General features: G+C 52.4%; 20 protein-coding genes and 1 other annotated feature. Of the genes, 18 read left to right on the top strand and 2 right to left on the bottom strand.

The window, feature by feature from the left end:
* Positions 1-5: 5 nt before the first annotated feature.
* The 9 genes from pheA (at position 6) to ACZ5FK_RS03730 (ending at position 8,121) form a co-directional block, all read left to right on the top strand.
* The gene (pheA, locus tag ACZ5FK_RS03770) at positions 6-890 is read left to right on the top strand and encodes a prephenate dehydratase (protein WP_464806578.1); all 885 of its coding nucleotides are present in this window, start codon (positions 6-8) and stop codon (positions 888-890) included.
* A gap of 149 nt (positions 891-1,039) precedes the next feature.
* Positions 1,040-2,134 (top strand): LysM peptidoglycan-binding domain-containing protein, encoded by a 1,095-nt coding sequence (locus tag ACZ5FK_RS03765; protein ID WP_464806577.1) that lies wholly within the window; start codon positions 1,040-1,042, stop codon positions 2,132-2,134.
* On the top strand, positions 2,103-3,020 hold the full coding sequence (locus tag ACZ5FK_RS03760; protein ID WP_464806576.1) for a phosphotransferase: 918 nt from the start codon (positions 2,103-2,105) through the stop codon (positions 3,018-3,020). The genes ACZ5FK_RS03765 and ACZ5FK_RS03760 overlap by 32 nt, the downstream gene beginning before the upstream one ends.
* Positions 3,021-3,186: 166 nt before the next feature.
* Complete coding sequence (gene ruvA, locus ACZ5FK_RS03755) at positions 3,187-3,792, top strand: Holliday junction branch migration protein RuvA (RefSeq protein ID WP_464806575.1); 606 nt, start codon at positions 3,187-3,189, stop codon at positions 3,790-3,792.
* Positions 3,793-3,814: 22 nt separating this feature from the next.
* Positions 3,815-4,816 carry a Holliday junction branch migration DNA helicase RuvB gene (gene ruvB, locus ACZ5FK_RS03750; protein WP_464806574.1) on the top strand — a complete coding sequence of 334 codons (1,002 nt, stop codon included), beginning with the start codon at positions 3,815-3,817 and terminating at the stop codon, positions 4,814-4,816.
* A 30-nt stretch (positions 4,817-4,846) separates the two neighbouring features.
* Entirely contained in the window at positions 4,847-5,899 is a 1,053-nt protein-coding gene (gene queA, locus ACZ5FK_RS03745; protein WP_464806573.1) for a tRNA preQ1(34) S-adenosylmethionine ribosyltransferase-isomerase QueA, read from the top strand.
* The gene (gene tgt, locus ACZ5FK_RS03740; protein WP_464806572.1) at positions 5,899-7,038 is read left to right on the top strand and encodes a tRNA guanosine(34) transglycosylase Tgt; all 1,140 of its coding nucleotides are present in this window, start codon (positions 5,899-5,901) and stop codon (positions 7,036-7,038) included. The genes queA and tgt overlap by 1 nt, the downstream gene beginning before the upstream one ends.
* A gap of 65 nt (positions 7,039-7,103) precedes the next feature.
* Complete coding sequence (gene yajC, locus ACZ5FK_RS03735) at positions 7,104-7,349, top strand: preprotein translocase subunit YajC (RefSeq protein ID WP_464807353.1); 246 nt, start codon at positions 7,104-7,106, stop codon at positions 7,347-7,349.
* A gap of 130 nt (positions 7,350-7,479) precedes the next feature.
* Entirely contained in the window at positions 7,480-8,121 is a 642-nt protein-coding gene (locus ACZ5FK_RS03730) for a DUF421 domain-containing protein (RefSeq protein WP_464806571.1), read from the top strand.
* Here ACZ5FK_RS03730 and ACZ5FK_RS03725 read toward each other — a convergent pair.
* Positions 8,115-9,632, bottom strand: a complete 1,518-nt coding sequence (locus ACZ5FK_RS03725) for a putative polysaccharide biosynthesis protein (RefSeq protein ID WP_464806570.1) — start codon at positions 9,630-9,632, stop codon at positions 8,115-8,117. The genes ACZ5FK_RS03730 and ACZ5FK_RS03725 overlap by 7 nt on opposite strands.
* A 99-nt stretch (positions 9,633-9,731) precedes the next feature.
* On the opposite strand from ACZ5FK_RS03725, the gene ACZ5FK_RS03720 reads away from it, so the two are divergent.
* The 7 genes from ACZ5FK_RS03720 (at position 9,732) to dtd (ending at position 18,894) form a co-directional block, all read left to right on the top strand.
* Positions 9,732-10,034 (top strand): post-transcriptional regulator, encoded by a 303-nt coding sequence (locus ACZ5FK_RS03720; RefSeq protein ID WP_464806569.1) that lies wholly within the window; start codon positions 9,732-9,734, stop codon positions 10,032-10,034.
* Between the two features lie 192 nt (positions 10,035-10,226).
* The gene (secDF, locus tag ACZ5FK_RS03715) at positions 10,227-12,497 is read left to right on the top strand and encodes a protein translocase subunit SecDF (protein ID WP_464806568.1); all 2,271 of its coding nucleotides are present in this window, start codon (positions 10,227-10,229) and stop codon (positions 12,495-12,497) included.
* 75 nt (positions 12,498-12,572) lie between these two features.
* Positions 12,573-12,905 carry a LapA family protein gene (locus ACZ5FK_RS03710; RefSeq protein WP_464806567.1) on the top strand — a complete coding sequence of 111 codons (333 nt, stop codon included), beginning with the start codon at positions 12,573-12,575 and terminating at the stop codon, positions 12,903-12,905.
* Positions 12,906-13,034: 129 nt separating this feature from the next.
* Positions 13,035-15,362, top strand: coding sequence for a single-stranded-DNA-specific exonuclease RecJ (gene recJ / locus ACZ5FK_RS03705; RefSeq protein ID WP_464806566.1), 2,328 nt, complete (start codon positions 13,035-13,037; stop codon positions 15,360-15,362).
* Between the two features lie 149 nt (positions 15,363-15,511).
* The gene (locus ACZ5FK_RS03700; protein ID WP_464806565.1) at positions 15,512-16,024 is read left to right on the top strand and encodes an adenine phosphoribosyltransferase; all 513 of its coding nucleotides are present in this window, start codon (positions 15,512-15,514) and stop codon (positions 16,022-16,024) included.
* Between the two features lie 199 nt (positions 16,025-16,223).
* Positions 16,224-18,419, top strand: a complete 2,196-nt coding sequence (locus ACZ5FK_RS03695; protein WP_464806564.1) for a RelA/SpoT family protein — start codon at positions 16,224-16,226, stop codon at positions 18,417-18,419.
* 34 nt (positions 18,420-18,453) lie between these two features.
* Positions 18,454-18,894, top strand: coding sequence for a D-aminoacyl-tRNA deacylase (gene dtd / locus ACZ5FK_RS03690; protein ID WP_464806563.1), 441 nt, complete (start codon positions 18,454-18,456; stop codon positions 18,892-18,894).
* 51 nt (positions 18,895-18,945) lie between these two features.
* On the opposite strand, the gene ACZ5FK_RS03685 is transcribed toward dtd, so the two are convergent.
* Positions 18,946-20,490 (bottom strand): SH3 domain-containing protein, encoded by a 1,545-nt coding sequence (locus ACZ5FK_RS03685; protein ID WP_464806562.1) that lies wholly within the window; start codon positions 20,488-20,490, stop codon positions 18,946-18,948.
* A 130-nt stretch (positions 20,491-20,620) separates the two neighbouring features.
* Positions 20,621-20,863: a binding site (T-box leader), on the top strand.
* A 64-nt stretch (positions 20,864-20,927) separates the two neighbouring features.
* Between ACZ5FK_RS03685 and hisS the strand changes: the two genes are divergently transcribed.
* Both hisS and aspS read left to right on the top strand, forming a co-directional pair.
* Positions 20,928-22,199 carry a histidine--tRNA ligase gene (gene hisS, locus ACZ5FK_RS03680; protein WP_464806561.1) on the top strand — a complete coding sequence of 424 codons (1,272 nt, stop codon included), beginning with the start codon at positions 20,928-20,930 and terminating at the stop codon, positions 22,197-22,199.
* 15 nt (positions 22,200-22,214) lie between these two features.
* Positions 22,215-23,984 (top strand): aspartate--tRNA ligase, encoded by a 1,770-nt coding sequence (aspS, locus tag ACZ5FK_RS03675; RefSeq protein WP_464806560.1) that lies wholly within the window; start codon positions 22,215-22,217, stop codon positions 23,982-23,984.
* Positions 23,985-24,019: the final 35 nt, after the last annotated feature.

The following is a 24,019-nucleotide window of genomic DNA, read 5'->3' as shown; positions in this document are numbered from 1 at the left end:
AAGAAGTGGGAGATTCCAATTACACGCCGCTTGTCGCTTATTTAGGGCCAGAGGCGTCATTTACACATGTGGCCGCCGTGGATTTGTTCGGGAATGAGGGCCTGATTGCACAGCCGACCATTCCCGATTGCATTGAAGCGGTCGCGGAGGGGCGCGTCAGCTATGCGATTGTGCCGCTCGAGAATGCGCTGGAAGGGTCGGTCCCATTGACGATCGATTACCTGTTCCACAGCAGCGATCTGTATATCAACGCGGAGACCGAAGCGCCGATCGAGCAGCATCTTATGGTGAATGAAGCACGGAAAGATGCACCGGAAACAATCGAATCCGTCCATTCGCATCCGCACGCGCTGGCGCAATGCCATAAGTACTTGCAATATACACGGCGGGGGACGCCGCTGATCCAGACGACATCGACAGCGGCAGCTGCAAAATTCGTCGCGGAACATCCTGAAGAGCCGATTGCCGCTATCGCGAACCGGCTTGCTGCTGAAACATACGGCTTACATATCGTGGAAGAAAACATCCATGACTTCCGGTTGAACCATACCCGTTTCGTCGTCCTTTCCACAAGAAAAGGAAAACTCGAGACGGAAGGCCATTCAAACACTGCCAAAACGACACTCATGGTCAAATTGCCGGAAGATGACCGGTCCGGTATATTGCATAAGATCCTGTCCGTCTTCGCCTGGCGCCGTCTTAATTTAAGTAAAATCGAGTCGCGGCCGATGAAGACGGGTCTTGGAAACTATTTTTTCATCATTGATGTGCTGGAAGACGAAACACATCCGATGATGACATGGGCTCTCGAGGAGCTGGCCGCCTTGAAATGCGACGTGCGCTCATTCGGTTCCTATTATACGTATAAGCAGAAGCCGTCAGGAGAATGATCCTGATGGCTTTTTAGACTTCCGCCATTCCGCATATTCGCCCATCCCTCGTCGTATACATAGTAAAAGAGGATGCCCTTGCTGAGATAGGCGTCACATCAGCGGGCGTTCGTTCATACGATGGATTGATGGAAGGGGGATTTTTTGTAGTGGATGTCCATGTTGTCGTTAAAGGTGATACATTATGGAAAATTGCAAGACAGTACGGTATCCCTTTTGAAGACTTAAAGAGGGTGAACGCACATTTGGCGAATCCCGACTATATCGTGCCGGGCATGAAAATCTTCTTGCCTGCGCGTACAGAAAAGCCGGGACAGATGAAACCGCCTGCCAAAGGGGAGCATGTAAAGCCGCTGCCAAGTCCAGAGAAGCCGCCGCAGGCAAAACCGCCGCAGATGGAAGTTCCGAAGCCGAAGCCTCCTCAGGCGAAACCGCCGGAAATGAAGCCGCCACAGCCGCCGCAGGTTCCGCAAAAGCCTGTCAAACCGGTGCCGATTCCGCCGCAAATGGAGTTGCCAAAACCGCCGGCAGTCCAAGCGCCGCCGACAATGCCGAAACCGCCATCGATCCAGGCGCCGCCAATTGTTAAGCCGATGCCGAAACCACCTCAGCCGAAGCCGCCGCAAATGGAAATGCCGCCACAGCAGCCGCCGTCCGCACCGCCGATCATGCAGCAGCCGCCGATGCATATTCAGATGCCGCCGCCAATCCAAGTGCCGGTTCCGTACCCGGTGCCGCATTACATTCCGGTGCCGTGCGGCTGCATGCCGATGCATGAATCCGGTCATCATCACATGCCTTCTTTTGATCATCATTTTAAAATGGATGAGGAATCCACAATCTGTCCTGGGCAAGCACCAGGAGGCTTGCCTCCGCAATATCCGGTCACCGGAGATTGGCAGATGCCCGAAACCAAGCCGATGGAGCAGATGCCTGTAAAGGACTGGAAAGAATCGTCGATGTACCGCCATGCGGATGAGGAGGATGTACATTGTCCGCCTGAGCAGGGGTATATTCCGCAGATGGTGTCGCCTGCCATGCAGCCGGGCCAGTTCGGTCCAGTGTATCCGATGAATCCGCAGCCATATCATTTCGGCTGCAGTCCGAACTGTGACTGCGGTTGCGGACAGCAGCAATGGAATCCGTGCGGCCATCAGCATATGATGATGCCGGCCATGCCTCAATACGGCCACTACCCACAAGGTTTCCCGCATGCAGGCATGCACGGATACGGTTACTATTGAGCGGCATATGATGCCGAATGAACAGGTTAAGCAGATTAAAGAGAATGTCTGGAAGGTGGAAGGGAAGGAAGGCTCTTTTTCCGTAAAGCAATACCGTTCAAATTCAACAGCGTATAAAGTGAAATCGGTGCATGAGGTGCTGGAGCAGCTGAAATTTCCTCACATTGTCCCGCTCTCTCCTTCGGGCGACCGGCTGATTGTCAAACAGCGCTGGCTGGAAGGGGCGAAATCGGTAAATTTCAAACGGCGGGCTGATCGGACAGATTCGCTGGCTGCACTTTGCCAACTGCATGAAACGGGAGACTTGTATGATTGGCAGGCGAGTCCCTTTCTGCACCGATATCCGCTGGTGGATAAATGGGAAATGCGTCTCGGTCGTTTTATTGACAGCAGGACGCTGCTCGAGCCTATGCTTGGCAGGAAGTCTGTTGACGAGATCATTTTTTATGCAACTGAAGCCCTGCCGGCCGTGAAGCAGGGGAGATGGATGGAGGGCCGGCAGACACTGCTGCATGGGGACGTGGTGCATCATAATATCATGAGGGATTCGGACGGAATCATCCGGTTCATCGACTTCGACCTCGCCTGCCTTGGGCCTCCCGGGCTGGAACTTGCCCTCTGGTGCCACAGGGTCCTGCCGCATGTCGATTATAATATTGCATTTCTCTCGGCTGAGCAGGACGCCGTCGGGAAGCTCGATGACAGAGCCAAAGCGATGCTTCTATATCCGAATGAACTGCTCCGGGAATGGCTGCACCTCTTATCAATGCCGGAGCAGTCAAGAAGCAGGCTCGCTGGACAGCTTGTTCCGTTCACAGAACATGCGCTGTCCAGCTGGCCGGGTCTCTGGTATGAAGTCGAACAGAGCATTTCGGGATCAGGTTGAAATAGCAACAGGAAAAGCCGCTGTCCAAGCGGTTTTTTCTGTTTGTCCGTAATCTGCCCGCCAAGCAGAATGCCGCAAATGCGGATTCGGAGTCTTGGCAGCACAACGATAGGTAGAAAACCCGTTCGTATGCTATAATCGGTATATGAAATAGGGGGAGAGTTTGTTGTACGATTACATAAAAGGCATTGTGACACGTGTGACGCCCGAATATATCGCTCTGGAACAAGGGGGGATCGGCTATCAGGTAATGACGCCGAATCCGTATGCATTCCATTTGACCGGAGAGCCTGAGCAGGTGTTCACGTATTTGCATATCAGGGAAGATGCACACCATCTGCTCGGGTTCAAGACGCTCGAGCAGCGGGAACTGTTCCGGAAACTGATCACCGTTTCGGGTATTGGGCCTAAAGGGGCACTAGCGATATTGGCAAGCGGCATCCCATCTCACGTTGTGAGCGCGATTGAAAGGGAAGATGAATCATTCCTCGTGAAATTCCCGGGTGTCGGGAAGAAGACGGCGCGGCAGATGATCCTTGATCTGAAAGGGAAATTGCATGACCTGTTCGACGAGATCGAAATGCCGGATGACGAGCCGTCGCTGCTGAAGGTAGCGGAGAACGATGAGCTGGAAGAAGCCCTTCTAGCCCTGGAGGCCCTCGGTTATTCCGCACGTGAAATCTCGAAAGTCCGTCCGCATCTCGAGAAAGAGGAACACGATACGGAAGGCTATATGAAACTTGCACTTCAGTTATTGCTGAAGCAGAAATAATTAGGAAGGGGGGATCCGCCGAATGGATAGGGTCGTTTCAAGTGAACATTCCAATTTTGACGAGGGTTTCGAGCAATCGCTGCGTCCGCAGACATTAAGCCAATATATCGGACAGGAGAAGGCGAAGGAGAATCTTGGCATCTTCATCGAAGCGGCAAGGGGCCGGAATGAAAGTCTGGACCATGTCCTGTTGTATGGTCCGCCGGGTCTTGGAAAGACGACGCTCGCTTCCGTCATTGCAAATGAGATGGGCGTCAATGTCCGGATGACTAGCGGGCCTGCGATTGAGCGGCCGGGCGATTTGGCTGCAGTCGTTTCGTCGCTTGAACCGGGTGACGTCCTGTTCATCGACGAGATCCATAGGCTGAACCGGGCGATCGAGGAAGTGCTCTATCCGGCGATGGAAGATTTCTGTCTAGACATCGTCGTTGGGAAAGGGCCGGCTGCAAAATCGATCCGCCTCGACCTGCCCCCTTTCACCCTCATCGGAGCGACAACACGCGCTGGTTCCCTTTCAGCCCCGCTGCGTGACAGGTTCGGTGTTCCGCTGCGTTTAGAATATTACGGAACGGACCCTCTCCGGGAGATCATCGTCCGAAGCGCCGGTCTTTTCGATGTAGCGATTGACGAAGAGGCGGCGCTTGAAATCGCCAGGCGATCCAGGGGGACGCCGCGGATTGCGAACCGCCTGCTGCGCCGGGTGCGCGACTATGCCCAGGTGCGCGGCAACGGAAGCATCACGTCAGCCATCGCGAAGGAAGCGCTTGAGATGCTGCAGGTTGACTCTCATGGACTTGACCATATCGACCATAAGCTGCTGCATGGCATGATCGGACGGTTTCGCGGCGGCCCTGTCGGCCTCGATACGATCGCTGCGAGCATCGGAGAGGAGTCGGTGACGATCGAGGATGTCTATGAGCCATACCTCCTTCAGATCGGCTTTATCCAGCGGACGCCGAGGGGCAGGATCGCGACTGGATTGGCGTACGAACATTTAGGCTATGCTTACCCTGAAGAAGGGTGACAGGATACTTATATAAGGAGTCTTGACGTTATGGATGTAAATGAATTTGATTTTGAACTGCCGGAGGAACTGATCGCCCAAACACCGCTTGCGGACAGGACAGCGAGCCGCCTTATGCTGCTCGATAAGGAATCAGGGAAGATTGAACATAGAACATTCCGTGATATTGTCCAGGAGCTGAATGCCGGCGACGTCATCGTGCTGAACGATACAAAAGTGCTTCCTGCGAGGCTGATCGGTACAAAAGACGAAACAGGCGCCTCCATTGAGGTCCTCTTGCTGAAAGAGACGGGCAATGATGAGTGGGAAACGCTCGTCAAACCTGCCAAACGGGTGAAGCCGGGGACCGTCGTCACATTCGGTGACGGGCGGCTGAAAGCGGAGTGTACAGAGGTGCTGGAGCAGGGAGGCCGCATTTTCAAATTCTCCTATGAAGGGATCTTCTACGAGATTTTGGATTCGCTTGGCCAGATGCCGCTCCCGCCGTATATAACGGAGTCTCTCGAAGACCAATCGCGCTATCAGACCGTCTTTGCGAAGGAACGCGGTTCTGCCGCCGCGCCGACTGCCGGCCTTCATTTCACGCAGGAGATCCTGCAGGAGATCAGGGATAAGGGCGTTGGGGTCGAATTCATCACACTGCATGTCGGTCTTGGCACATTCCGGCCGGTCAGCAGCGATACGATCGAGGACCATACGATGCACTCTGAGTATTACCAGGTGACAAAAGATGCTGCAGATGCGATCAACAGCGCCAAGGAACGGGGCGGCCGCGTCTACGCGGTCGGGACGACTTCCGCCAGGACGCTTGAAACGATTGCGAGCGCGAACGGCGGCAAAATTGTGCCCGCAAGCGGATGGACATCAATCTTCATCTATCCCGGCTATGAATTCAGCATTTTGGATGGCCTTCTGACTAACTTCCATCTGCCGAAATCGACGCTGATCATGCTTGTCTCAGCGCTAGCTTCAAAGGAAATCATCTTGAACGCCTACAATGAAGCGGTCCGCGAGCGATACCGGTTCTTCAGCTTCGGCGATGCGATGTTCATCAGACCTCCTAAAAGAAAGGACCAGCTATAATGCCAGCTATCACATACGAACATATTAAAACTTGTAAGCAGACCGGCGCGCGTCTTGGCATTGTCCATACGCCGCACGGCTCGTTTGAAACACCGACATTCATGCCGGTCGGAACACTGGCGACCGTCAAGACGATGTCGCCAGAAGAATTGAAGCAGATGGGCGCAGGCATCATCCTGAGCAACACGTACCATCTATGGCTCCGCCCGGGACACGAAATTATCAAGGAAGCGGGCGGCCTCCACAAATTCATGAACTGGGACCGTCCCATCCTGACCGATTCCGGCGGCTTCCAGGTATTCTCCCTGAGCGATTTCCGGAAAATCGAGGAGGAAGGCGTCCATTTCAGGCACCACTTGAATGGCAGTAAGCTCTTCCTGAGCCCCGAGAAGGCGATGGAGATCCAGAATGCGCTCGGCTCGGACATCATGATGGCATTTGATGAATGTCCGCCATACCCTGCGACATATGATTATATGAAGTCTAGCGTCGAGCGGACATCCCGCTGGGCGGAGCGCTGCCTTACGGCTCACGCTCGTCCGGAGGATCAGGGACTGTTCGGAATCGTGCAAGGCGGCGAGTTCGAGGAGCTTCGGAAACAGAGCGCACGTGACCTTGTCTCACTCGACTTCCCCGGCTACGCGATCGGCGGCCTTTCTGTCGGTGAACCGAAAGACGTCATGAACCGCGTGCTCGAATTTACGACGCCGCTTCTTCCGGCGGACAAGCCGCGGTATCTGATGGGTGTCGGCTCACCGGATTCGCTCATCGACGGCGCCATCCGAGGCGTAGATATGTTCGACTGCGTCCTGCCGACCCGGATTGCCCGCAATGGCACGCTCATGACGAGCCAGGGACGGCTTGTCGTCAAGAATGCCGCTTACGAACGGGATTTCGGCCCGCTTGACCCGGAATGCGACTGCTATGCATGCAAAAACTACAGCCGTGCATACATCCGCCATCTGGTGCGGGCTAATGAAACCTTCGGACTCCGCCTGACGTCTTATCATAATCTGTACTTTTTGCTTCGGCTGATGGAAAAAGTGCGGAACGCAATCCGAGAAGACCGTCTCGGCGACTTCAGGGAAGAGTTTTTTGAGCAGTATGGATTCAACAAACCAAATGCAAAAAACTTTTGAATCTTGTATAATGACTAATGAGTAGAGGGGGGATAGTTTTGGATGGACAATACAGCGGCATCATCATGCTTGTCGTGATGTTTGCAATCATGTGGTTCTTGCTGATCCGGCCTGCGCAGAAGAGACAGAAGCAGACGCGGACGATGCAGGACGCATTGAAACGAGGAGACAAAGTCATTACGATCGGCGGTCTTCATGGAACAATCGATGCAGTGGATGAAACATCCGTGTTCTTGAAAGTGAATGACGGTTCCACTTTGCAATTTGATAAACAGGCAGTTGGACGAGTTATCGAATCTGCCCAAGCGTGAAACTGAAAATGCCGCGGCTTGCATACAATGCAAGCTGCGGCATTTTTTATGGATACAGGCGGGCAGACAAAATGATGGTATAAGGGCATCTGCTGCTCGGGCATCCTTCATAAAGAGAGGAGGAGGCTACATGGGCGATTTGCTGCAGACCGGGTTCCGGACTGTATTCTTATATGTTTTAATTTTGATCGTACTCCGGCTGATGGGCAAAAGGGAGGTCGGGGAGTTAAGTGTCATTGATGTGGTCGTCTTCATCATCATGGCAGAGGTCGCCGTATTTGCTCTGGAATCACCTGATCAGCCTCTGATCGAGTCGATTATCCCGATCCTCATCCTTCTCGTCATCCAGCTGCTGACGTCATACCTTTCGATGAAAAGCAAAAAGTTCAGGGATGTGGTAGATGGCGATCCGACGGTCATCATCCAGGATGGACGAATTATGGAAGAGGAAATGCGGAAACAGCGCTATAACCTCGATGATCTATTCCAGCAGCTCCGTGAACAGCAAGTTGGTTCTGTCACGGATGTGACTCATGCCTTTCTCGAGCCTTCAGGCAATCTGTCAATCTTCACGAAAGAGAAGACACCGCCCGTCCTCGCCCTCATTTCAGATGGCGTCATCCAGGAACGGCATATCGAAAACATCGGAAAAGACAAAGACTGGCTGCTGTCGGAATTACAAGCGGCCGGCGTGGAAGATGCCGGCCATGTCTTTTACTGCTCCTATGAGAAAGGGAAGCTGCATTTCCAGCTGAAAGATGCTTATCAGTGAATTTTGACAAGACGGCCGATCATCTTGAAATCATTCTTTTTCACCTGTCCGAACAGCAGAAGGATCAACAGCAGGAAGCCTGTAGTGATGAGGCATTCCGACAGTAAATTGAAGTTGCCGACCGGAATGAAGATCGGCCGCATTACAGCTGTCATGATGAATGATACGTAGGGCAGCGCGAACATCGTGAATCCTGCTGCAGCGGCTTTGTTCCTGCGGAGAGTCGCGATATGCAGGAAAGAGGTGATCAGGACACCGAATCCGATTGCAAGGATTGCCCCGGTCACAGCCAGGCCAGGTTGTGAAGCGAGGACGAACATGACACCGAGCTTTGCGATCCCTCCGTATACCGAATTCATCATGCCGGCCTTCGCTTCCCCGGTCGCCTGTAAAATGGAATATAGCGGGCTCTGGATGTAGTAGAAGAAGAAGACTGGTGCGAGCAGCGCCATGTACTCGGATCCGTTCGTTACATGAAAGAGCTTTTCAGCTAGCGCCTGTCCGTGGACATAGAACACAGCGGCTGCGAACGCCCCTGTCAAAGCGGAAAGGCGGAGGGCCAAATGTACGCGCTCCTTCAGTTTATCCCGGTTGCTTGAAGCGGCGGCTCCGCTCACAGCTGGCACAAGGACAACAGACAAGGCGTAAGGAATGAACGACGGAAACAGAAGCAAAGGGATCAGCACCCCTGAGATGACGCCGTACAGCGAGGTGGCGGCGACTGCCCCAATACCTGCGAGTGACAGGGCGCGCAAGAAGATGATCGGTTCCAGAAACCATGTGAACGTGCCGAATAGCCTGCTGCCGGATGAAGGCAGGGCAATCGAGAGGAGAGGCTCCATCGGGAACCGTTCTCTCGTTTTGTTCGTGTTCTTCTCTTTCCGTTTGTGCTGAGAGTATTTGTAGAACAGGTAGAGGACGGACAGGGCTTCTGCAATCAGTGTGATGCCCATAGCATAAGCGGCGTTCATCGCATTATTTCCGTCGACCAGCATCTTCTGCAAAAGCCAAGTGATCAGCACGATGCGGCAGATCTGCTCGATGATTTGCGACCATGCCGTCTCTTCAATCCGGACGATCCCTTGGAAGTACCCGCGGATCAGGCCGCCGATTGCAGCGATCGGGATGATGGCGATTGCGACATAGAGAGCTGTCGAGGTGGCGCTATTGCCTAATAAAGTCGTGGACAAAAAGGGCACGAAAAGGACGGAAGCCGGGATGAAAACGACGCCCGCTAAAATCGTGATCACCGTAGCGGTTTTCATGACCGCAGGCAGTTTTGCAGTTTCGCCTTTCGCTTTCAATTCCGCGATCACTTTGGCCACAGCAATCGGGACGCCCAGCTGGACGAGGGAAAGGAAAAAGATAAATGCCGGATACGCAGTCATGTAGATGCCGACCGCCTCTTCACCGGCGACTCTCATAAATTGGATCCGATAGACAAAGCCGAGCAGCTTTGTCATGAGGGCGGCAATCATTAGGATGGCTGTGCCGCGTATGAATGTAGACATTGTCCAAACATCTCCTTCTCATTTCCAATCAATTCGTATAAACTGAATGTATGCGTGTGGATGAGCGTTTACGACTGTATAGGAAGGGACTGTTCGAGGATGGCAATGGAATTCAAGGAACTCTACGATCATGCGTTTCCGGCAATCGAGAGCAAAAAGGCCGAGCTTCATTTGTACGGGTATGATTCTGTGAAAGAATCCGATATTTGGATATTCTGCCTGCGGAAAAAGTGGCGGAAGAGAGACGTGGGGGCTATGCGAATCCATGAGATCATAGGCGATATCCTGTCACTTACGCCTGCTGAATTCATGACGTATACGCAGATAGAGGAACAGCGGGGGTCCGATTGGTTTTCTGATTTAAACCAGGAAGAGCTTCAGCTGCTTCTCGGTAAAAAATAATGAAAAATGCTGTAATCGTCGATTTGACATTTGCAAAACACTGTCTCATAATTGGAGTGTTGTATTTGCCTTTCTGCTAAATGGCATCGAACAAGCTGTGCCAGCAGCAGACAATGGGCAATCGCACACTGCATTCATTAACTGTACATAGCTAGATTCGCGCTGTTCCACGTACAGAGGGGGAATACCAACATGAAGAGAAGAGGACGCGTTGTCGCGTTTCTATTATTGCTAGTGTTATTCGGCTCGTTGATCGGAACGACAACGAAGCCAATTTTGAAGGATGTAAACCTGGGGCTTGACTTGCAAGGCGGATTTGAAGTCTTGTACCAAGTCGAACCGCTTAAAGACGGTGATAAAATAACGGAGGATGCCGTCAATGACACGCAGCGTGCATTATCAAACCGTGTCAACGTTCTAGGTGTCAGCGAGCCGAGCATCCAAATCGAATCCGGCAACCGGATCCGCGTACAGCTTGCGGGTGTAGCGGACCAGGAGTCTGCACGTGAGTTGCTTTCAACGCAAGCCAACCTTACGTTCCGCGACGTCAACGACAATCTGCTGCTTGACGGAACGGATTTGAAAGAAGGGAAAGCGAAGGCGAACTTCGGCCAAAATGGCAACCCTGTCGTCACACTGGAGATGAAGGACCCGAATAAGTTCGGCGAAGTTACGTCAAAAGTTTCCAAAATGGGACCAGGCAATAACTTGATGGTGATCTGGCTCGATTTTGAGGAAGGGAAGGACTCCTTCAAGGAAGAATCGGCTAAGCCGAATCCTAAGTTCATCTCCGCACCTCAAGTCAGACAGACAATCCAATCTCCTAACGTAGAAATTTCAGGAAGTTTCACAGTCGATGAAACGAAAAACCTTGCAGGAATTCTGAATGCGGGTGCACTTCCGGTCAAATTGAAGGAAATCTATTCCACTTCGGTCGGCGCACAGTTTGGGGAACAGGCGCTGGATAAGACGATTGTCGCAGGCATCATCGGCATCTCGCTCATTTTCCTGTTCATGTTCCTTTATTACCGCATTCCAGGTCTTGTTGCGGTCATCACGCTATCCATCTATATCTATCTGATCTTGTTAGTGTTCACACTTATCAACGGGGTGCTCACCCTGCCAGGCATTGCGGCGCTTATGCTCGGGGTCGGTATGGCAGTTGACGCGAACATCCTGACGTATGAGCGGATCAGGGAGGAGCTGCGGGTCGGAAAATCCATCAAGACGGCGTTTGCAATGGGGTCCAAGTCATCGTTCACTGCCATCCTTGATGCGAACGTCACGACATTGCTTGCGGCTGTCGTCCTGTTCATCTTCGGGACAAGCTCTGTTAAAGGGTTCGCGACAATGCTCATCATCAGCATTATCGTCAGCTTCCTGACAGCTGTCTGGGGATCCCGTCTATTGCTCGGCCTGCTTGTGCACAGCGGCATGTTTGATGGGAAAACGTCATTCTTCGGCATTCCGAAAAAGCGCGTCCATGCACCGGAAGAGAATGTGGACACGCTTGATCTTACGACAAAGTTCGACCGGTTCGATTTTGTTCATGCAAGAAAACGATTCTATGCAATTTCCATCGTATTGATCGTCGCGGGCATAGTAGTGCTCGGCGTCTTCAAACTGAACCTTGGCATCGACTTCTCCAGTGGTACGCGTGTTGAAGTCCTTTCTGACAGCCCGCTTACAACAGAACAGCTGAAAGCGGATCTTGAAAAGATTGGTCACCCGACAGATGATATCGTCATTTCCGGCGATACGAAAAACATCGGTGTCGCACGCTACAAACAGGAGTTCAGCCAGGACCAGGTCAATAAATTCAAAGCGGACGTCAAGAAAGACTACGGCCACGAGCCGAACGTCTCGACAGTCTCCTCACAGGTCGGAAAAGAACTCGTGAAAAATGCCCTCCAAGCGCTTCTTTACGCCGCGCTTGGCATCATCATCTATGTCGCACTGCGGTTCGAATGGCGGATGGGTGTTTCATCCATCATAGGATTGATCCATGATGCATTCTTCATGGTCGCCGTCTTCAGCATCACGCGGCTCGAAGTCGACATCACATTCATCGCGGCTGTGCTGACGATTGTCGGTTATTCCATCAATGATACGATCGTCACCTTCGACCGGATCCGGGAGAACATGAACAAGGTTGGACATATCGATGATGAAAACCATCTGGCAGATATCGTCAACAAATCCTTGCGTCAGACGCTCGGGCGTTCCGTCAACACGGTGCTCACCGTTATCTTTGTCGTCGTTGCATTGATCTTCCTTGGCGCTGAATCGATCCGTCCTTTCTCGATCGCCCTCTTGATCGGTTTGTTCGCGGGTACGTATTCGTCCATCTATATCTCGGCTCAGATCTGGTACGATCTGAAAAAACGGGAAATCAAGAAAGCTGGAAAGATCGATGTACGGAAAGAGAAGAAGCAATGGGGTTCGGACGAGCCTGTCGTGTAATGGCTTATCGAAGATTCAAACAGGGTATACGCTACTGTATACCCTGTTTTTATTTTTCAGAGGAGGCCTGACCTTATGAAAACGCAATGGGCTCTTATATTAGGAATCATTTTCGCGATCATCATCGCGGTATTTGCCGTGCTGAATGTAAGCAGCGTCGAAGTGAACTATTTGTTTGGCACATCGGATTGGCCGCTCATCCTTGTCATCCTCTTTTCTGCATTGCTGGGAGCAGCCATCAGCGGCTTTGCGGCCATGTTCCGGACGATCCGGCTGAACCGCAGAATCAGCGAACTCCAGAAAGAGATGACAATGAAGGAAAACCAGATCGCCGCCCAGCAAAATGAATTGAGTGAACACGGACATCCGGAGCAGCCCCGTCCGTTGAATGATGCCGATCTCCCGTGAGGCAAATAGGAAAGTGAACAGCGCTGTGCTGTTCGCTTTTTTAATGGCAAGTACTTGTATGGCGGGCAGATCATTGAAGCGACCCTCTCCTTCCGATATAATGTAGAGGAGATAAGGAAGTGATCCGTTTTGATTGAATCGATGAAAAATTGGACGGTGCGCCGTCCGGATGAACAGATTGTCAGCCAATTGACCGATGCACTTGGAATCCCTTCGATCCATGCGAAAATCCTCGCATCCAGAGGGATAACGGCTCCAGAAGAAGCACGGTCCTTTTTACATATGGATGAAACCTGCCTCCATGATCCATATATGCTCCACGATATGGAAAAAGCGGTCACCCGCATACGGAAGGCTGTTGAAAACAAAGAGAAAATCGTCGTATATGGCGATTACGATGCGGATGGCGTAACGAGTGTCACTGTCCTGACGACAGCGATCGAACGTCTAGGCGGGCACGTGGAATTTGCAATCCCAGACCGCTTCAAACACGGTTACGGACCGAACTCCGAGCTGTTCGGTGAATTGAAGGAGCAGGGGGCCGACCTGATCATCACCGTCGATAACGGGATTTCAGGCATCGAACAGATCGCCTATGCCAAATCACTCGGCATGGACATCATTGTGACAGACCACCATGAGATCGGAGAACAGCTTCCAAAAGCGGATGCGGTCATCCATCCTCGTCATCCTGAAGGGAACTATCCATTCGGTGAACTGGCGGGCGTCGGCGTGGCATTCAAAGTGGCATGTGCGCTGCTGGGCGAAGTGCCCGCTGATCTGTATGAGATCGCTGCGATCGGAACAGTGGCGGATCTTGTACCGCTGAGGGACGAGAACCGGTTCATCGTAAAAGAGGGGATCCGCCGTTTGCGCACGACAAGCCGCCCGGCGGTCAAAGCACTCATGAAAGTGGCGGGAAGCGAGCAGAAGGCCGTATCGGAAGAGACGATCGGCTTTGTCATCGGACCGCGCTTGAATGCCCCGGGCCGGCTGGGGAGCGCTGCGCCGGCTGTACAGCTTTTGAAGACGGAAGACCAAGCGGAAGCCTTTGCGCTTGCAGAGGAGCTGGACGCTCTCAACAAGGAACGGCAGGCGCTTGTTGCGGAAATCGCGAAAGAAGCGGAACAGATGATGGACGTGCTGTACGGTGACATGCTTCCTTTTGTCATTGTGCTAGACGGAGAAGGGTGGAATCCGGGGGTTGTCGGCATTGTCGCGTCCCGTTTGACGGAGAAATTCTACCGGCCGGCGATCATCCTTTCCCGCGACGAAGCGACGGGTCTTGCGAAAGGGTCTGCCCGAAGCATCGAAGGATTCGATCTCTACAAGGAGCTGTCTAAGAACGCGGATATCCTGCCGCATTTCGGCGGTCATACAATGGCGGCGGGCATGACACTGAATGCAGATGATGTTGCAGTGCTGCGTGAGCGGCTGAATGAACAGGGCAAGCACGCACTGTCAGCAGACCTCCTGATCCCCCGCCTGGAGATCGATGTGCCGGTCGCCATGGAAGAAGTGTCGGTCGAAACGATCGAATCAATGGAGCTTCTCCGGCCATTCGGCATTTCATTTGAAAAACCTGTTTACCTGCTAGAGGGTGTGGAAGCTCCGGCAGTCAGGAAAATAGGCACATCAAAAAACCACCTGAAGATGGATCTGGCGGATGGTGAATGCCGCCTGGACGCAATCGGTTTTGGCGTCGGGGAAATTGCGGACGAAATCAGTCCTGCTGTGAAGATTTCCATTGCAGGGGACTTGCAAGTGAATGAATGGAACGGCAGAAAAAAACCGCAGCTCCTGATCGAGGATCTTCTCTGCGAAGAATGGCAGCTGTTCGATCTGAGGGGGATCCGAGAGCCTGCAAGATGGCTGCCGCAAGTACCAAGGAAGCAATCAGCCTTTATTGCGTTCCAAGAAAAGACCGCACATCTTTTCCAGCACTCATTGAAAGAGGAGACCATCTATGTGCTTGGAAGGGATGAACTGCCGGAATCCGATTATCTTGTCCTTCTGGATTTGCCGGACAGCGGTGAGGCAATTGGCGTGTTGATGGAGGACATGCGGCCCAAGCGGATTTATGCCCATTTTCACGTCGATGAGTCCAAGTATTTCGAGGGGATACCAGACCGGAAGACGTTCGGGTGGTACTACAGCTTCTTGAAGAAACGCGGCAGTTTTGCGATTAAACAGCAGGCGGAGCAGCTGTCGAAACATAAAGGGTGGAAAACCGACTCAATTTATTTCATGACAAAGGTGTTTTTTGAACTTGGATTTGTTATGATAGAGAATGGTGTTGTTTCCGTATGCGAAACGGATGGCAAACGGGATCTCGAGGAAGCGCCTTCCTATCAGGAAAGGAAACGGCAGATCGAGATGGAACGGAAGCTTCTTTATGCGCCTTACACGGAATTGAAACAGTGGTTCGATTTGCAGGCAACTGTTCAGCACGTATAATGATTAGATGGATCGATTCATGCAAATTGCCTGCTTGCGTCAGCGGTATGATCGGCAGGCGTCACCCGGCGCCAGTTATTTGGCCCCGTACGGCATACCGTGCGGATAGGGATTGCTGAAGCGATCATGTCGATTTGGGAGGAACAATGATGGACTTACGTGAATTCGTTACAACTGTCCCTGATTATCCGAAGCCTGGAATCAGCTTCAAGGATATCACGACAATTATGGATAATGGAAAGGCTTACAAATATGCGACAGACCAGATCGTCGAATATGCGAAGGAAGTCGGCACCGACATCATCGTCGGTCCTGAAGCCCGCGGTTTCATCATCGGCTGTCCTGTTGCCTACGCGCTGGAAGTCGGCTTCGCGCCGGTGCGCAAGCCGGGCAAACTGCCTCGCGAGACCATCGCTGTCGAGTATGATTTGGAATATGGAAAAGATTCATTGACCATCCACCATGATGCCATCAAACCGGGCCAGCGTGTCCTGATCGTCGACGATCTGCTTGCGACAGGCGGCACAGTCGGCGCGACAGTGGAACTGGTTGAAAAACTGGGCGGCGTCGTAGCAGGCTGCGCGTTCCTCATCGAGCTGTCATACTTGAACGGCCGCGAACGCCTTAATGGCTACGATATCCGCACTTTAATCCAATATTAATGTTGAATGAAGACCCTCCGCGACGTTGCGGAGGGTCTTTTAATGTTATGCCGCATGACGAGCCGGCCAGCTAACCGGCGCCGCCTTGCGGCCAATCTGCAAAATATACGAAGAATCGACACTTTACATTCACATCTGTTTATACATACAATAGGAATACGATTATTTTTTTGGCGAATCGCATGAAAGGGGAAGCAAAATGGCGAAAAACCGTGACATGACAGCTGAAGATGTTTTTGAATTGGTCGCCTCCTATATGAACGATGAGCATGTCACGTTCGTCAAGAAGGCGTATGAGGCGGCGCTGGCTGCCCATGAAGGCCAGTTCAGAAGTTCCGGGGAACCGTACATCCTCCATCCGATCCAAGTCGCGGGCATCCTGGCCGAGTTGCAGATGGACCCGTCAACGGTCGCAGCCGGTTTTCTGCATGACGTCGTGGAGGACACGAATGTCAGCAGGGAGGACATCATACGCGACTTCGGAGAAGAAACGGCATTGCTCGTGGATGGCGTCACAAAACTCGAGAAGTTGAAGTTCAGGTCAAAAGAAGAAAAACAAGCCGAAAACCACAGGAAAATGTTTATCGCGATGGCGCAGGACATCCGTGTCATTCTGATCAAACTGGCGGACCGGCTTCATAATATGAGGACACTCAAACATGTGCCCGAGGAGAAACAGCGGAGGGTAGCGGCGGAAACGCTTGACATATTCGCACCGCTCGCCCATCGGCTTGGTATTTCCACAATCAAATGGGAGCTCGAGGATACTGCACTCCGGTATTTGAATCCGCAGCAATATTACCGGATCGTCAATTTGATGAAACGGAAACGGACGGAGCGGGAGAATTATCTGGAGAATGTCATGGAGATCATCCGGGAAGAAATCAAAGAGATGGGGATCGAGGCTGAACTATCCGGACGGCCGAAGCATTTATACTCGATTTATCGGAAAATGGTGCTCCAACAGAAGGAATTCAATGAAATCTATGACTTGCTGGCGGTCCGCATCATTGTAAGCAGCATCAAAGATTGCTATGCGGTGCTAGGCATCATCCACACATTATGGAAGCCGATGCCGGGCCGCTTTAAAGATTATATAGCGATGCCGAAGCAGAACTTATATCAGTCGATCCATACGACGGTTGTCGGCCCGGCCGGAGATCCGCTGGAAGTGCAGATCCGGACGGCAGATATGCATAAGATCGCCGAGTATGGGGTCGCGGCGCACTGGGCGTACAAGGAAGGCAAGTCGGTTGCAGAAGTCCCGTCGAATATTGATAATAAATTGACTTGGTTCAGGCAGATCCTCGAGTTCCAGAATGAATCTTCCAATGCGGAAGAGTTCATGGAGTCGCTGAAATTCGATCTGTTTTCCGATATGGTGTATGTATTTACGCCGGACGGGGATGTCATCGAGATCCCGAAAGGTTCGGTACCGATCGATTTTGCATACCGTGTCCACTCGGAAGTCGGCAACCGGACGATCGGTGCGAAAGTGAACGGGAAGATGGTTCCGCTCGATACCGAATTATTCACAGGCGATATTGTGGAAATCTTGACGTCAAAGCAATCGTTTGGCCCGAGCCGGGACTGGCTGAAAATCGCAAATACTTCGCAGGCGCGCAATAAAATCCGCCAGTTTTTCAAGAAGCAGCTTCGTGAGGAGAATATCATCAAAGGCCGGGAACTTGTCGAGAAGGAGATCAAGTTCCAGGAATACGATGTGAAAGAGGTCCTCACCCAGGAGAACATCCAAAAGGCGATCGAGAAGTTCAGTTTCACGTCGGAAGAGGATATGTATGCAGCCATCGGATCGAGCGGCATCACAGCCCAGCAAGTCGTCAACCGGCTTGCCGAGAAATTGCGCCGTCAGCGGGAACGCCAGGACACGATCGACAAGATTGTCTCTGAGATGAACACCGTGCAGAATCAGCCGGCAACGGAATCGGGCGTAATTGTCAAGGATATCGACAATATGCTCATCCGTCTTTCCAAATGCTGCAATCCGATTCCAGGCGACGAGATTGTCGGATTCATTACAAAAGGCCGGGGCGTTTCTGTTCACCGCACCGACTGCCCGAACGTGCATCATGCAGAAGAGGAAGACCGCCTGATGGATGTGGAATGGGGGATTGCCCCTACTAATTCCAAGAAGGAGTTCCAGGTGGATATCGAAATTTCGGCATTCGACAGGCAAGGTTTGCTGAATGAAGTGATGATGGTGGTAGCGGATACGAAGACGCCGATGGTCGCTGTGAGCGGAAAGGCGGATCGGGATAAGATCGCCCGCATCAATATGACGATCAAGATCACTGATAGCACGCATTTGCAGCGGATTGTCGATCGGATTAAGCAGATTGGGGAAATCTATTCCGTCCAGCGGACTATCCATTGATACAGCGAAAACGTCAGCCAGGAAGGTGTTAGAGATGAGGGTATTATTACAGCGCTCCGGACCTGCTTCCGTGAAAGTCGATGGCAGCGTGACCGGATCGATTAAGAAAGGGTATGTCCTCCTTGTCGGCATCACGCATGGGGATTCCGAGGATGATGCCAAATATATCGCGAAAAAGATCGCAGGACTCCGGCTCTGGGAGGATGAGGACGGCAAGATGAACCGCTCCATTGATGAAGTGGAAGGTTCCATCCTCTCCGTGTCCCAGTTCACGCTCTATGGAGACGTTAGAAAAGGGCGCAGGCCGAGCTTTATCGAAGCGGCGCGGCCGGAAGCCGCTAAACCGCTCTGGGAGTATTTTAACCGTTGCCTGGAGGAAGAAGGCCTATCCGTTCAGACAGGGATTTTCGGTGCGATGATGGATGTCGAACTCGTTAACGACGGGCCTGTCACCATTATGGTCGAATCGAAATGACAAAACGCCTTCTCATCCCATTCGGGGTGAGAAGGCGTTTTCCTGCTGATATCACTTTGCATCAAAATAGTCGAGCAGACCTTGGTAAATACCGAGTGTAGCCTGTTCTCTAAAGACCTCTGTCGTCAGGATGCTCTCCTCTGACGGATTTGACAGGAATCCGAGTTCAATGAGGATGGCATCCTGCATATTTTCACGGAGAACAAGATAGTTAGCCGGCTGGACGCCCCTGTTCCGCAGCGGTACTGATGAGCCGAGACTTCCGTTGATTGCGTCGGCAAGTGGTTTTTGGCCGTTCTTTGTATAATAGGTCGTGAAGCCGGTGATGCTGCTGTCGGGATTGGCGTCGTAGTGCAGGCTGATGAATGCGTCTGCTTGATACTGATGCCCGGTAGCCACGCGTTTCCGCAGCGAGACGTATGTATCCGAGTCGCGAGTCATGACCACGTCGGCTCCGCCGGCCCTCAGTTTGTCAGAAAGAAGTTCAGCCGTCATGAGGGTGAGGATTTTCTCATCTGTCCCCCTGGCACCGGTCGTTCCGCGGTCATTTCCGCCGTGCCCGGCATCTATTACGATTGTCAATCCGTTCAACGTACCCGGCATACGTTCTTTTTTCTTCTTTTCTTGCTGAACCGAGCTTGCGCCTGTATGCCTGCCGTCCTCCGAAACGACCCATTTTGCGACGTACGCAGATGGACCGCCCGGCATCTCGATCTCATACCAGTCCCCGGCATCCGCGATCACATTGAATCTCTCGCCTGCATTGGCACGCTTGACGATCTCAGATGATGTGCCAGCCGCCTGCCGGATGTTTGTACCGTCGGTGACAACGGTCACTTGCTTGTCCTTTTTCGTCCCGGCCGCCTCTTGTCGAACTTCTGACTGTCCGGAAAACGTGCCATGGAAAGAATAGACCCATCCTTCCTTCTTGCCGCCGAGCGACAACTTCACCCAATTGCCTTTGATCTCCAGAACATCAAATGTCTCGTTCTTATGGATCATACCGACCTTTTTCGAAGATTGGTCCGGATGCTTTCGCACATTGAGCGCGTCCACACCGACCGAAAAGCGTTTCGGCTCCTGCTTAGTCTGAGCGGAGACGGGAATGACATCTTCTGTTTTCGATATTTCGGTTATGTATTGCCGGTGGACCCAGCCTTTCGTCCCGTTCCATGTAATCTCCGCCCAATCACCGTCAATCCTGGATTGGACAGCCTCGTCGCCCGCATTCATCCGGCCGATGACAGCGGAACCGATCATAGGCGATGTCCGGACGTTCAAGCGATCTACTTTCGATACGATCGCTTTCTCGGATACGGTTTTCCCTTCAGCCGAAATGGTGAGCCAGGAAGCGATCCAGCCTTCCTGTCCGTTCCAATCGATTCCGAGCCAGTCGCCCTTCACCGCTTTATAGGTGACAGTCTCGCCCCTTTTCAGGGAACCGATGACCGGATACGTCAGCCCTGGACCGGAGCGGATATTCAATGAGTCCGTTCCAATTGTCGCTGTTGTCCCTTCTGCCTGGATCTGCTGCAGCGGGCTGAGCACCATGACCAGCACCATAAGGAGTGCTGTCCATTTTATTCGTTCTGGCAATCTGCAACACTTCCTCCCTTGTCCTTTTCCTTATTGTAGAAGGTAAGACGGCCGGTTTGCAAGCCGATGATGAAAAAAGGTTGACACTTTGGCGGGGTTTGATTAACATAATCAATAATCGAAGAAACCTTTGCAACCGATGACATGGCAAGTAGCGTTATCACTGGCTGAAAAGAGAGGGGAGGACGTGGCTGAAATCCTTCCTGCTGACCGGATACACGCGAACAACACCATCGAGGTTCCATGCTGAAACGGGGATCCCCCTCTTACTAGGCATGGACGGAGCCGGCCGTTACCCGGACACGAGTGGGCGCGGTAGCTAGCGCCAATTTGGGTGGAACCGCGGAAGCTTATGAAAGCTCTCGTCCCTTCTATAGGAGGGATGAGGGCTTTTTTCGTTGTTTACAGGAAAAGGTGGACTGGAAAGGGGAAGTCAAATGAATCTCAAAGTGCCAAGAGGAACACAGGACATACTGCCGGAGCAGTCGTGGAAATGGCAGCGTGTAGAATCGATCATCCGTGATGTATGTGACGTATACCGCTATAAGGAAATCCGCACACCGATTTTTGAGCAAACCGAATTGTTTCTCAGAACTGTGGGAGATACTACTGACATCGTCCAAAAGGAAATGTATACATTCACAGACCGCGGCGACCGTTCGATGACTCTGCGTCCTGAAGGAACAGCGCCTGTCGTCCGTTCGTTTGTCGAAAATAAGATGTTCGGCATACCGGATCAGCCGGTAAAGCTCTATTATCAGGGGCCGATGTTCCGCTATGAACGCCAGCAGGCTGGCCGGTACCGCCAGTTCGTCCAATTCGGAGTGGAGGCGATCGGCAGCGATGATCCAGCGATCGATGCGGAGGTCATCTCCCTAGCTCTTGAAGTGTACAAACGAGCTGGCCTGACGGACTTGAAGCTTGTGCTCAACTCGCTTGGCGATGCAGAATCGAGGAAGGCGCACCGGGAGGCGCTCGTCTCTCATTTCGAGCCGAATATCGGCGAATTCTGCGGGGATTGCCAGAAACGGCTTGAGAAAAATCCGCTCCGCATCCTTGATTGCAAAGTGGACCGGGAGCATCCTTTGATGGCGGCAGCCCCTTCGCTCGCCGATTACCTGAATGAGCCGTCCCGGCGTTATTTCGATCAGGTGAAGGGCTTTTTGGATGATGCGGGGATCGTCTACGAAATCGATCCGAATCTCGTCCGCGGCCTTGATTATTACAATCACACCGCGTTTGAGATCATGAGCACATCGAAAGGATTCGGAGCGATCACAACACTATGCGGCGGCGGCAGGTATAATGGTCTTGCAGAAGAGATCGGCGGTCCTGCTTCTCCGGGAATCGGATTCGGCATGAGCATCGAGCGTTTGCTTCTTGCGCTCGAAGCGGAAGGCAAGTCATTCGAACATGCGCCTGAACTTGATGTGTATGTCGTTACCCTAGGGGAAGAGGCGCACAGGAAAGGGTTCAAGCTGGTGCAAGAGCTTCGAAGAGCAGGCGTGAAAGCGGATATGGATTACATGGACCGGAAAATGAAAGCCCAGATGAAATCGGCAGACCGCTTTGACGCGGAAATCGTCCTCATCATAGGTGAAGATGAAGTGACCGAAGGAATTGTCCAGTTGAAACATATGACGGACGGAACACAGGAAAAAATCCAAGATGGACAAATAGTCGGGAAGATACAACAATCGTTGAGATAAGGAAGGTTGATTGAAATGCGACGGACAGCTTATTGTGGAGAATTGACGGAACAGGAAATTGGCAGGAAGGTGACATTGCAAGGATGGGTCCAAAAAAGACGTGACCTCGGAGGGCTGATCTTTATCGATATGCGCGACCGGACGGGGATCGTGCAAGTCGTCTTCAATCCGGACATTTCAAAAGAGGCGCTATCCATTGCGGATTCAGTGCGGAGCGAATTTGTCATCGAACTGACAGGAACAGTGGTGGAGCGGGAAGAAAAGCAGAAAAACGATAAATTGAAGACGGGTGGAATCGAAGTCCAGGCGGAATCGGTTGAAATCATCAATGACGCAAAGACACCTCCGTTTGTCATCGACGATGCGTCGGACGTCAACGAAGAGATCCGGCTGAAATACCGCTACCTGGATCTTCGGAGACCGCATCTGGCGAATGTCTTCAAAATGCGTTCAGACATCACGAAGACTGTGCGGAATTTCCTTGACGATGAAGGGTTCCTTGAAGTGGAAACCCCGATTTTGACAAAATCCACTCCGGAAGGCGCGCGCGACTATCTTGTGCCGAGCCGCGTGCATGACGGGGAATTCTATGCGCTGCCTCAATCGCCGCAGCTGTTCAAGCAGATGCTGATGGTATCCGGGTTTGACCGCTATTACCAGATCGCCCGCTGTTTCCGCGACGAAGATCTCAGGGCGGACCGCCAGCCGGAATTCACACAGATCGATATGGAGATGAGTTTCATGTCGATCGATGATATTATCGAGCTGAACGAGAGGCTCATGAAAAAAGTGATGAAGGATGTCAAAGGCATTGACATCGAGACACCGTTTAAGCGCATGCCGTACGATGAAGCGATGGGCCGTTTCGGTTCTGATAAGCCGGATACACGGTTCGGAATGGAATTGACAGATGTTTCCGGTCTCGTCAAAGACTCGGCTTTCAAAGTGTTTGCATCTGCGGTCGAATCGGGCGGCCAGGTGAAACTGATCAATGTGAAGGGAAGTGCAGACCGCTTCTCAAGGAAAGATATCGATGCGCTAGGAGAGTTCGCCTCCCGCTATGGCGCAAAGGGACTGGCCTGGCTGAAGGTCGATGCGGAAGGCGTGAAGGGGCCGATCGCGAAATTCTTTGAGGGCGAAGCGGCTGGATCGCTAGTTGCCGCGGCCGGCGCGGAAGACGGAGACTTGCTCTTGTTCGTAGCGGACAAACGGCAAGTCGTCGCCGATAGTCTTGGCGCGCTCCGTCTGAAGCTTGGTAAGGACCTGGGCCTGATCGACGAATCCAAATTCAACTTCCTGTGGGTCACAGACTGGCCGCTCTTTGAATACGACGAAGAAGAAGGACGTTATTATGCGGCGCATCACCCGTTCACCATGCCGGCTGATGTGGAAATGCTGGAGACAGACCCGGCAAACGTCAAGGCGCAGGCATATGACCTTGTGTTGAACGGCTACGAACTTGGCGGAGGATCGCTCCGCATCTATAAACGCGACGTTCAGGAGAAAATGCTCAAAGCGCTAGGCTTCAGCATGGAAGAGGCACGCAGCCAATTCGGCTTCCTGCTTGATGCGTTCGAGTACGGGACACCTCCGCACGGCGGCATCGCGTTCGGACTTGACCGTATTGTCATGCTCCTATCCGGCTCAACCAATCTCCGCGATACGATCGCATTCCCGAAAACGGCCAGCGCCAGCTGCCTGCTCACGGATGCGCCAAGCCCTGTCGCTGAAACGCAGCTTGCGGAGCTCGGAATCGACATCCGTGGAAAAGAGGAAATACAGTAAAGGTTCCGAGTTTTCCTGAAGGTTTTTTCTTGAAC

Source organism: Sporosarcina sp. GTC18466 (genome assembly GCF_055389225.1).
This window is presented reverse-complemented; position numbering and strand designations above follow the sequence as displayed.

Coding starts and splice junctions, on each gene's coding strand:
- ACZ5FK_RS03760 (WP_464806576.1), top strand. CDS start 2,103: ATGCAGGCATGCACGGATACGGTTACTATTGAGCGGCATATGATGCCG.
- ruvB (WP_464806574.1), top strand. CDS start 3,815: ATGGATAGGGTCGTTTCAAGTGAACATTCCAATTTTGACGAGGGTTTC.
- queA (WP_464806573.1), top strand. CDS start 4,847: ATGGATGTAAATGAATTTGATTTTGAACTGCCGGAGGAACTGATCGCC.
- tgt (WP_464806572.1), top strand. CDS start 5,899: ATGCCAGCTATCACATACGAACATATTAAAACTTGTAAGCAGACCGGC.
- yajC (WP_464807353.1), top strand. CDS start 7,104: ATGCTTGTCGTGATGTTTGCAATCATGTGGTTCTTGCTGATCCGGCCT.
- ACZ5FK_RS03730 (WP_464806571.1), top strand. CDS start 7,480: ATGGGCGATTTGCTGCAGACCGGGTTCCGGACTGTATTCTTATATGTT.
- ACZ5FK_RS03725 (WP_464806570.1), bottom strand. CDS start 9,632: ATGTCTACATTCATACGCGGCACAGCCATCCTAATGATTGCCGCCCTC.
- ACZ5FK_RS03720 (WP_464806569.1), top strand. CDS start 9,732: ATGGCAATGGAATTCAAGGAACTCTACGATCATGCGTTTCCGGCAATC.
- secDF (WP_464806568.1), top strand. CDS start 10,227: ATGAAGAGAAGAGGACGCGTTGTCGCGTTTCTATTATTGCTAGTGTTA.
- ACZ5FK_RS03710 (WP_464806567.1), top strand. CDS start 12,573: ATGAAAACGCAATGGGCTCTTATATTAGGAATCATTTTCGCGATCATC.
- ACZ5FK_RS03700 (WP_464806565.1), top strand. CDS start 15,512: ATGGACTTACGTGAATTCGTTACAACTGTCCCTGATTATCCGAAGCCT.
- ACZ5FK_RS03695 (WP_464806564.1), top strand. CDS start 16,224: ATGGCGAAAAACCGTGACATGACAGCTGAAGATGTTTTTGAATTGGTC.
- dtd (WP_464806563.1), top strand. CDS start 18,454: ATGAGGGTATTATTACAGCGCTCCGGACCTGCTTCCGTGAAAGTCGAT.
- hisS (WP_464806561.1), top strand. CDS start 20,928: ATGAATCTCAAAGTGCCAAGAGGAACACAGGACATACTGCCGGAGCAG.
- aspS (WP_464806560.1), top strand. CDS start 22,215: ATGCGACGGACAGCTTATTGTGGAGAATTGACGGAACAGGAAATTGGC.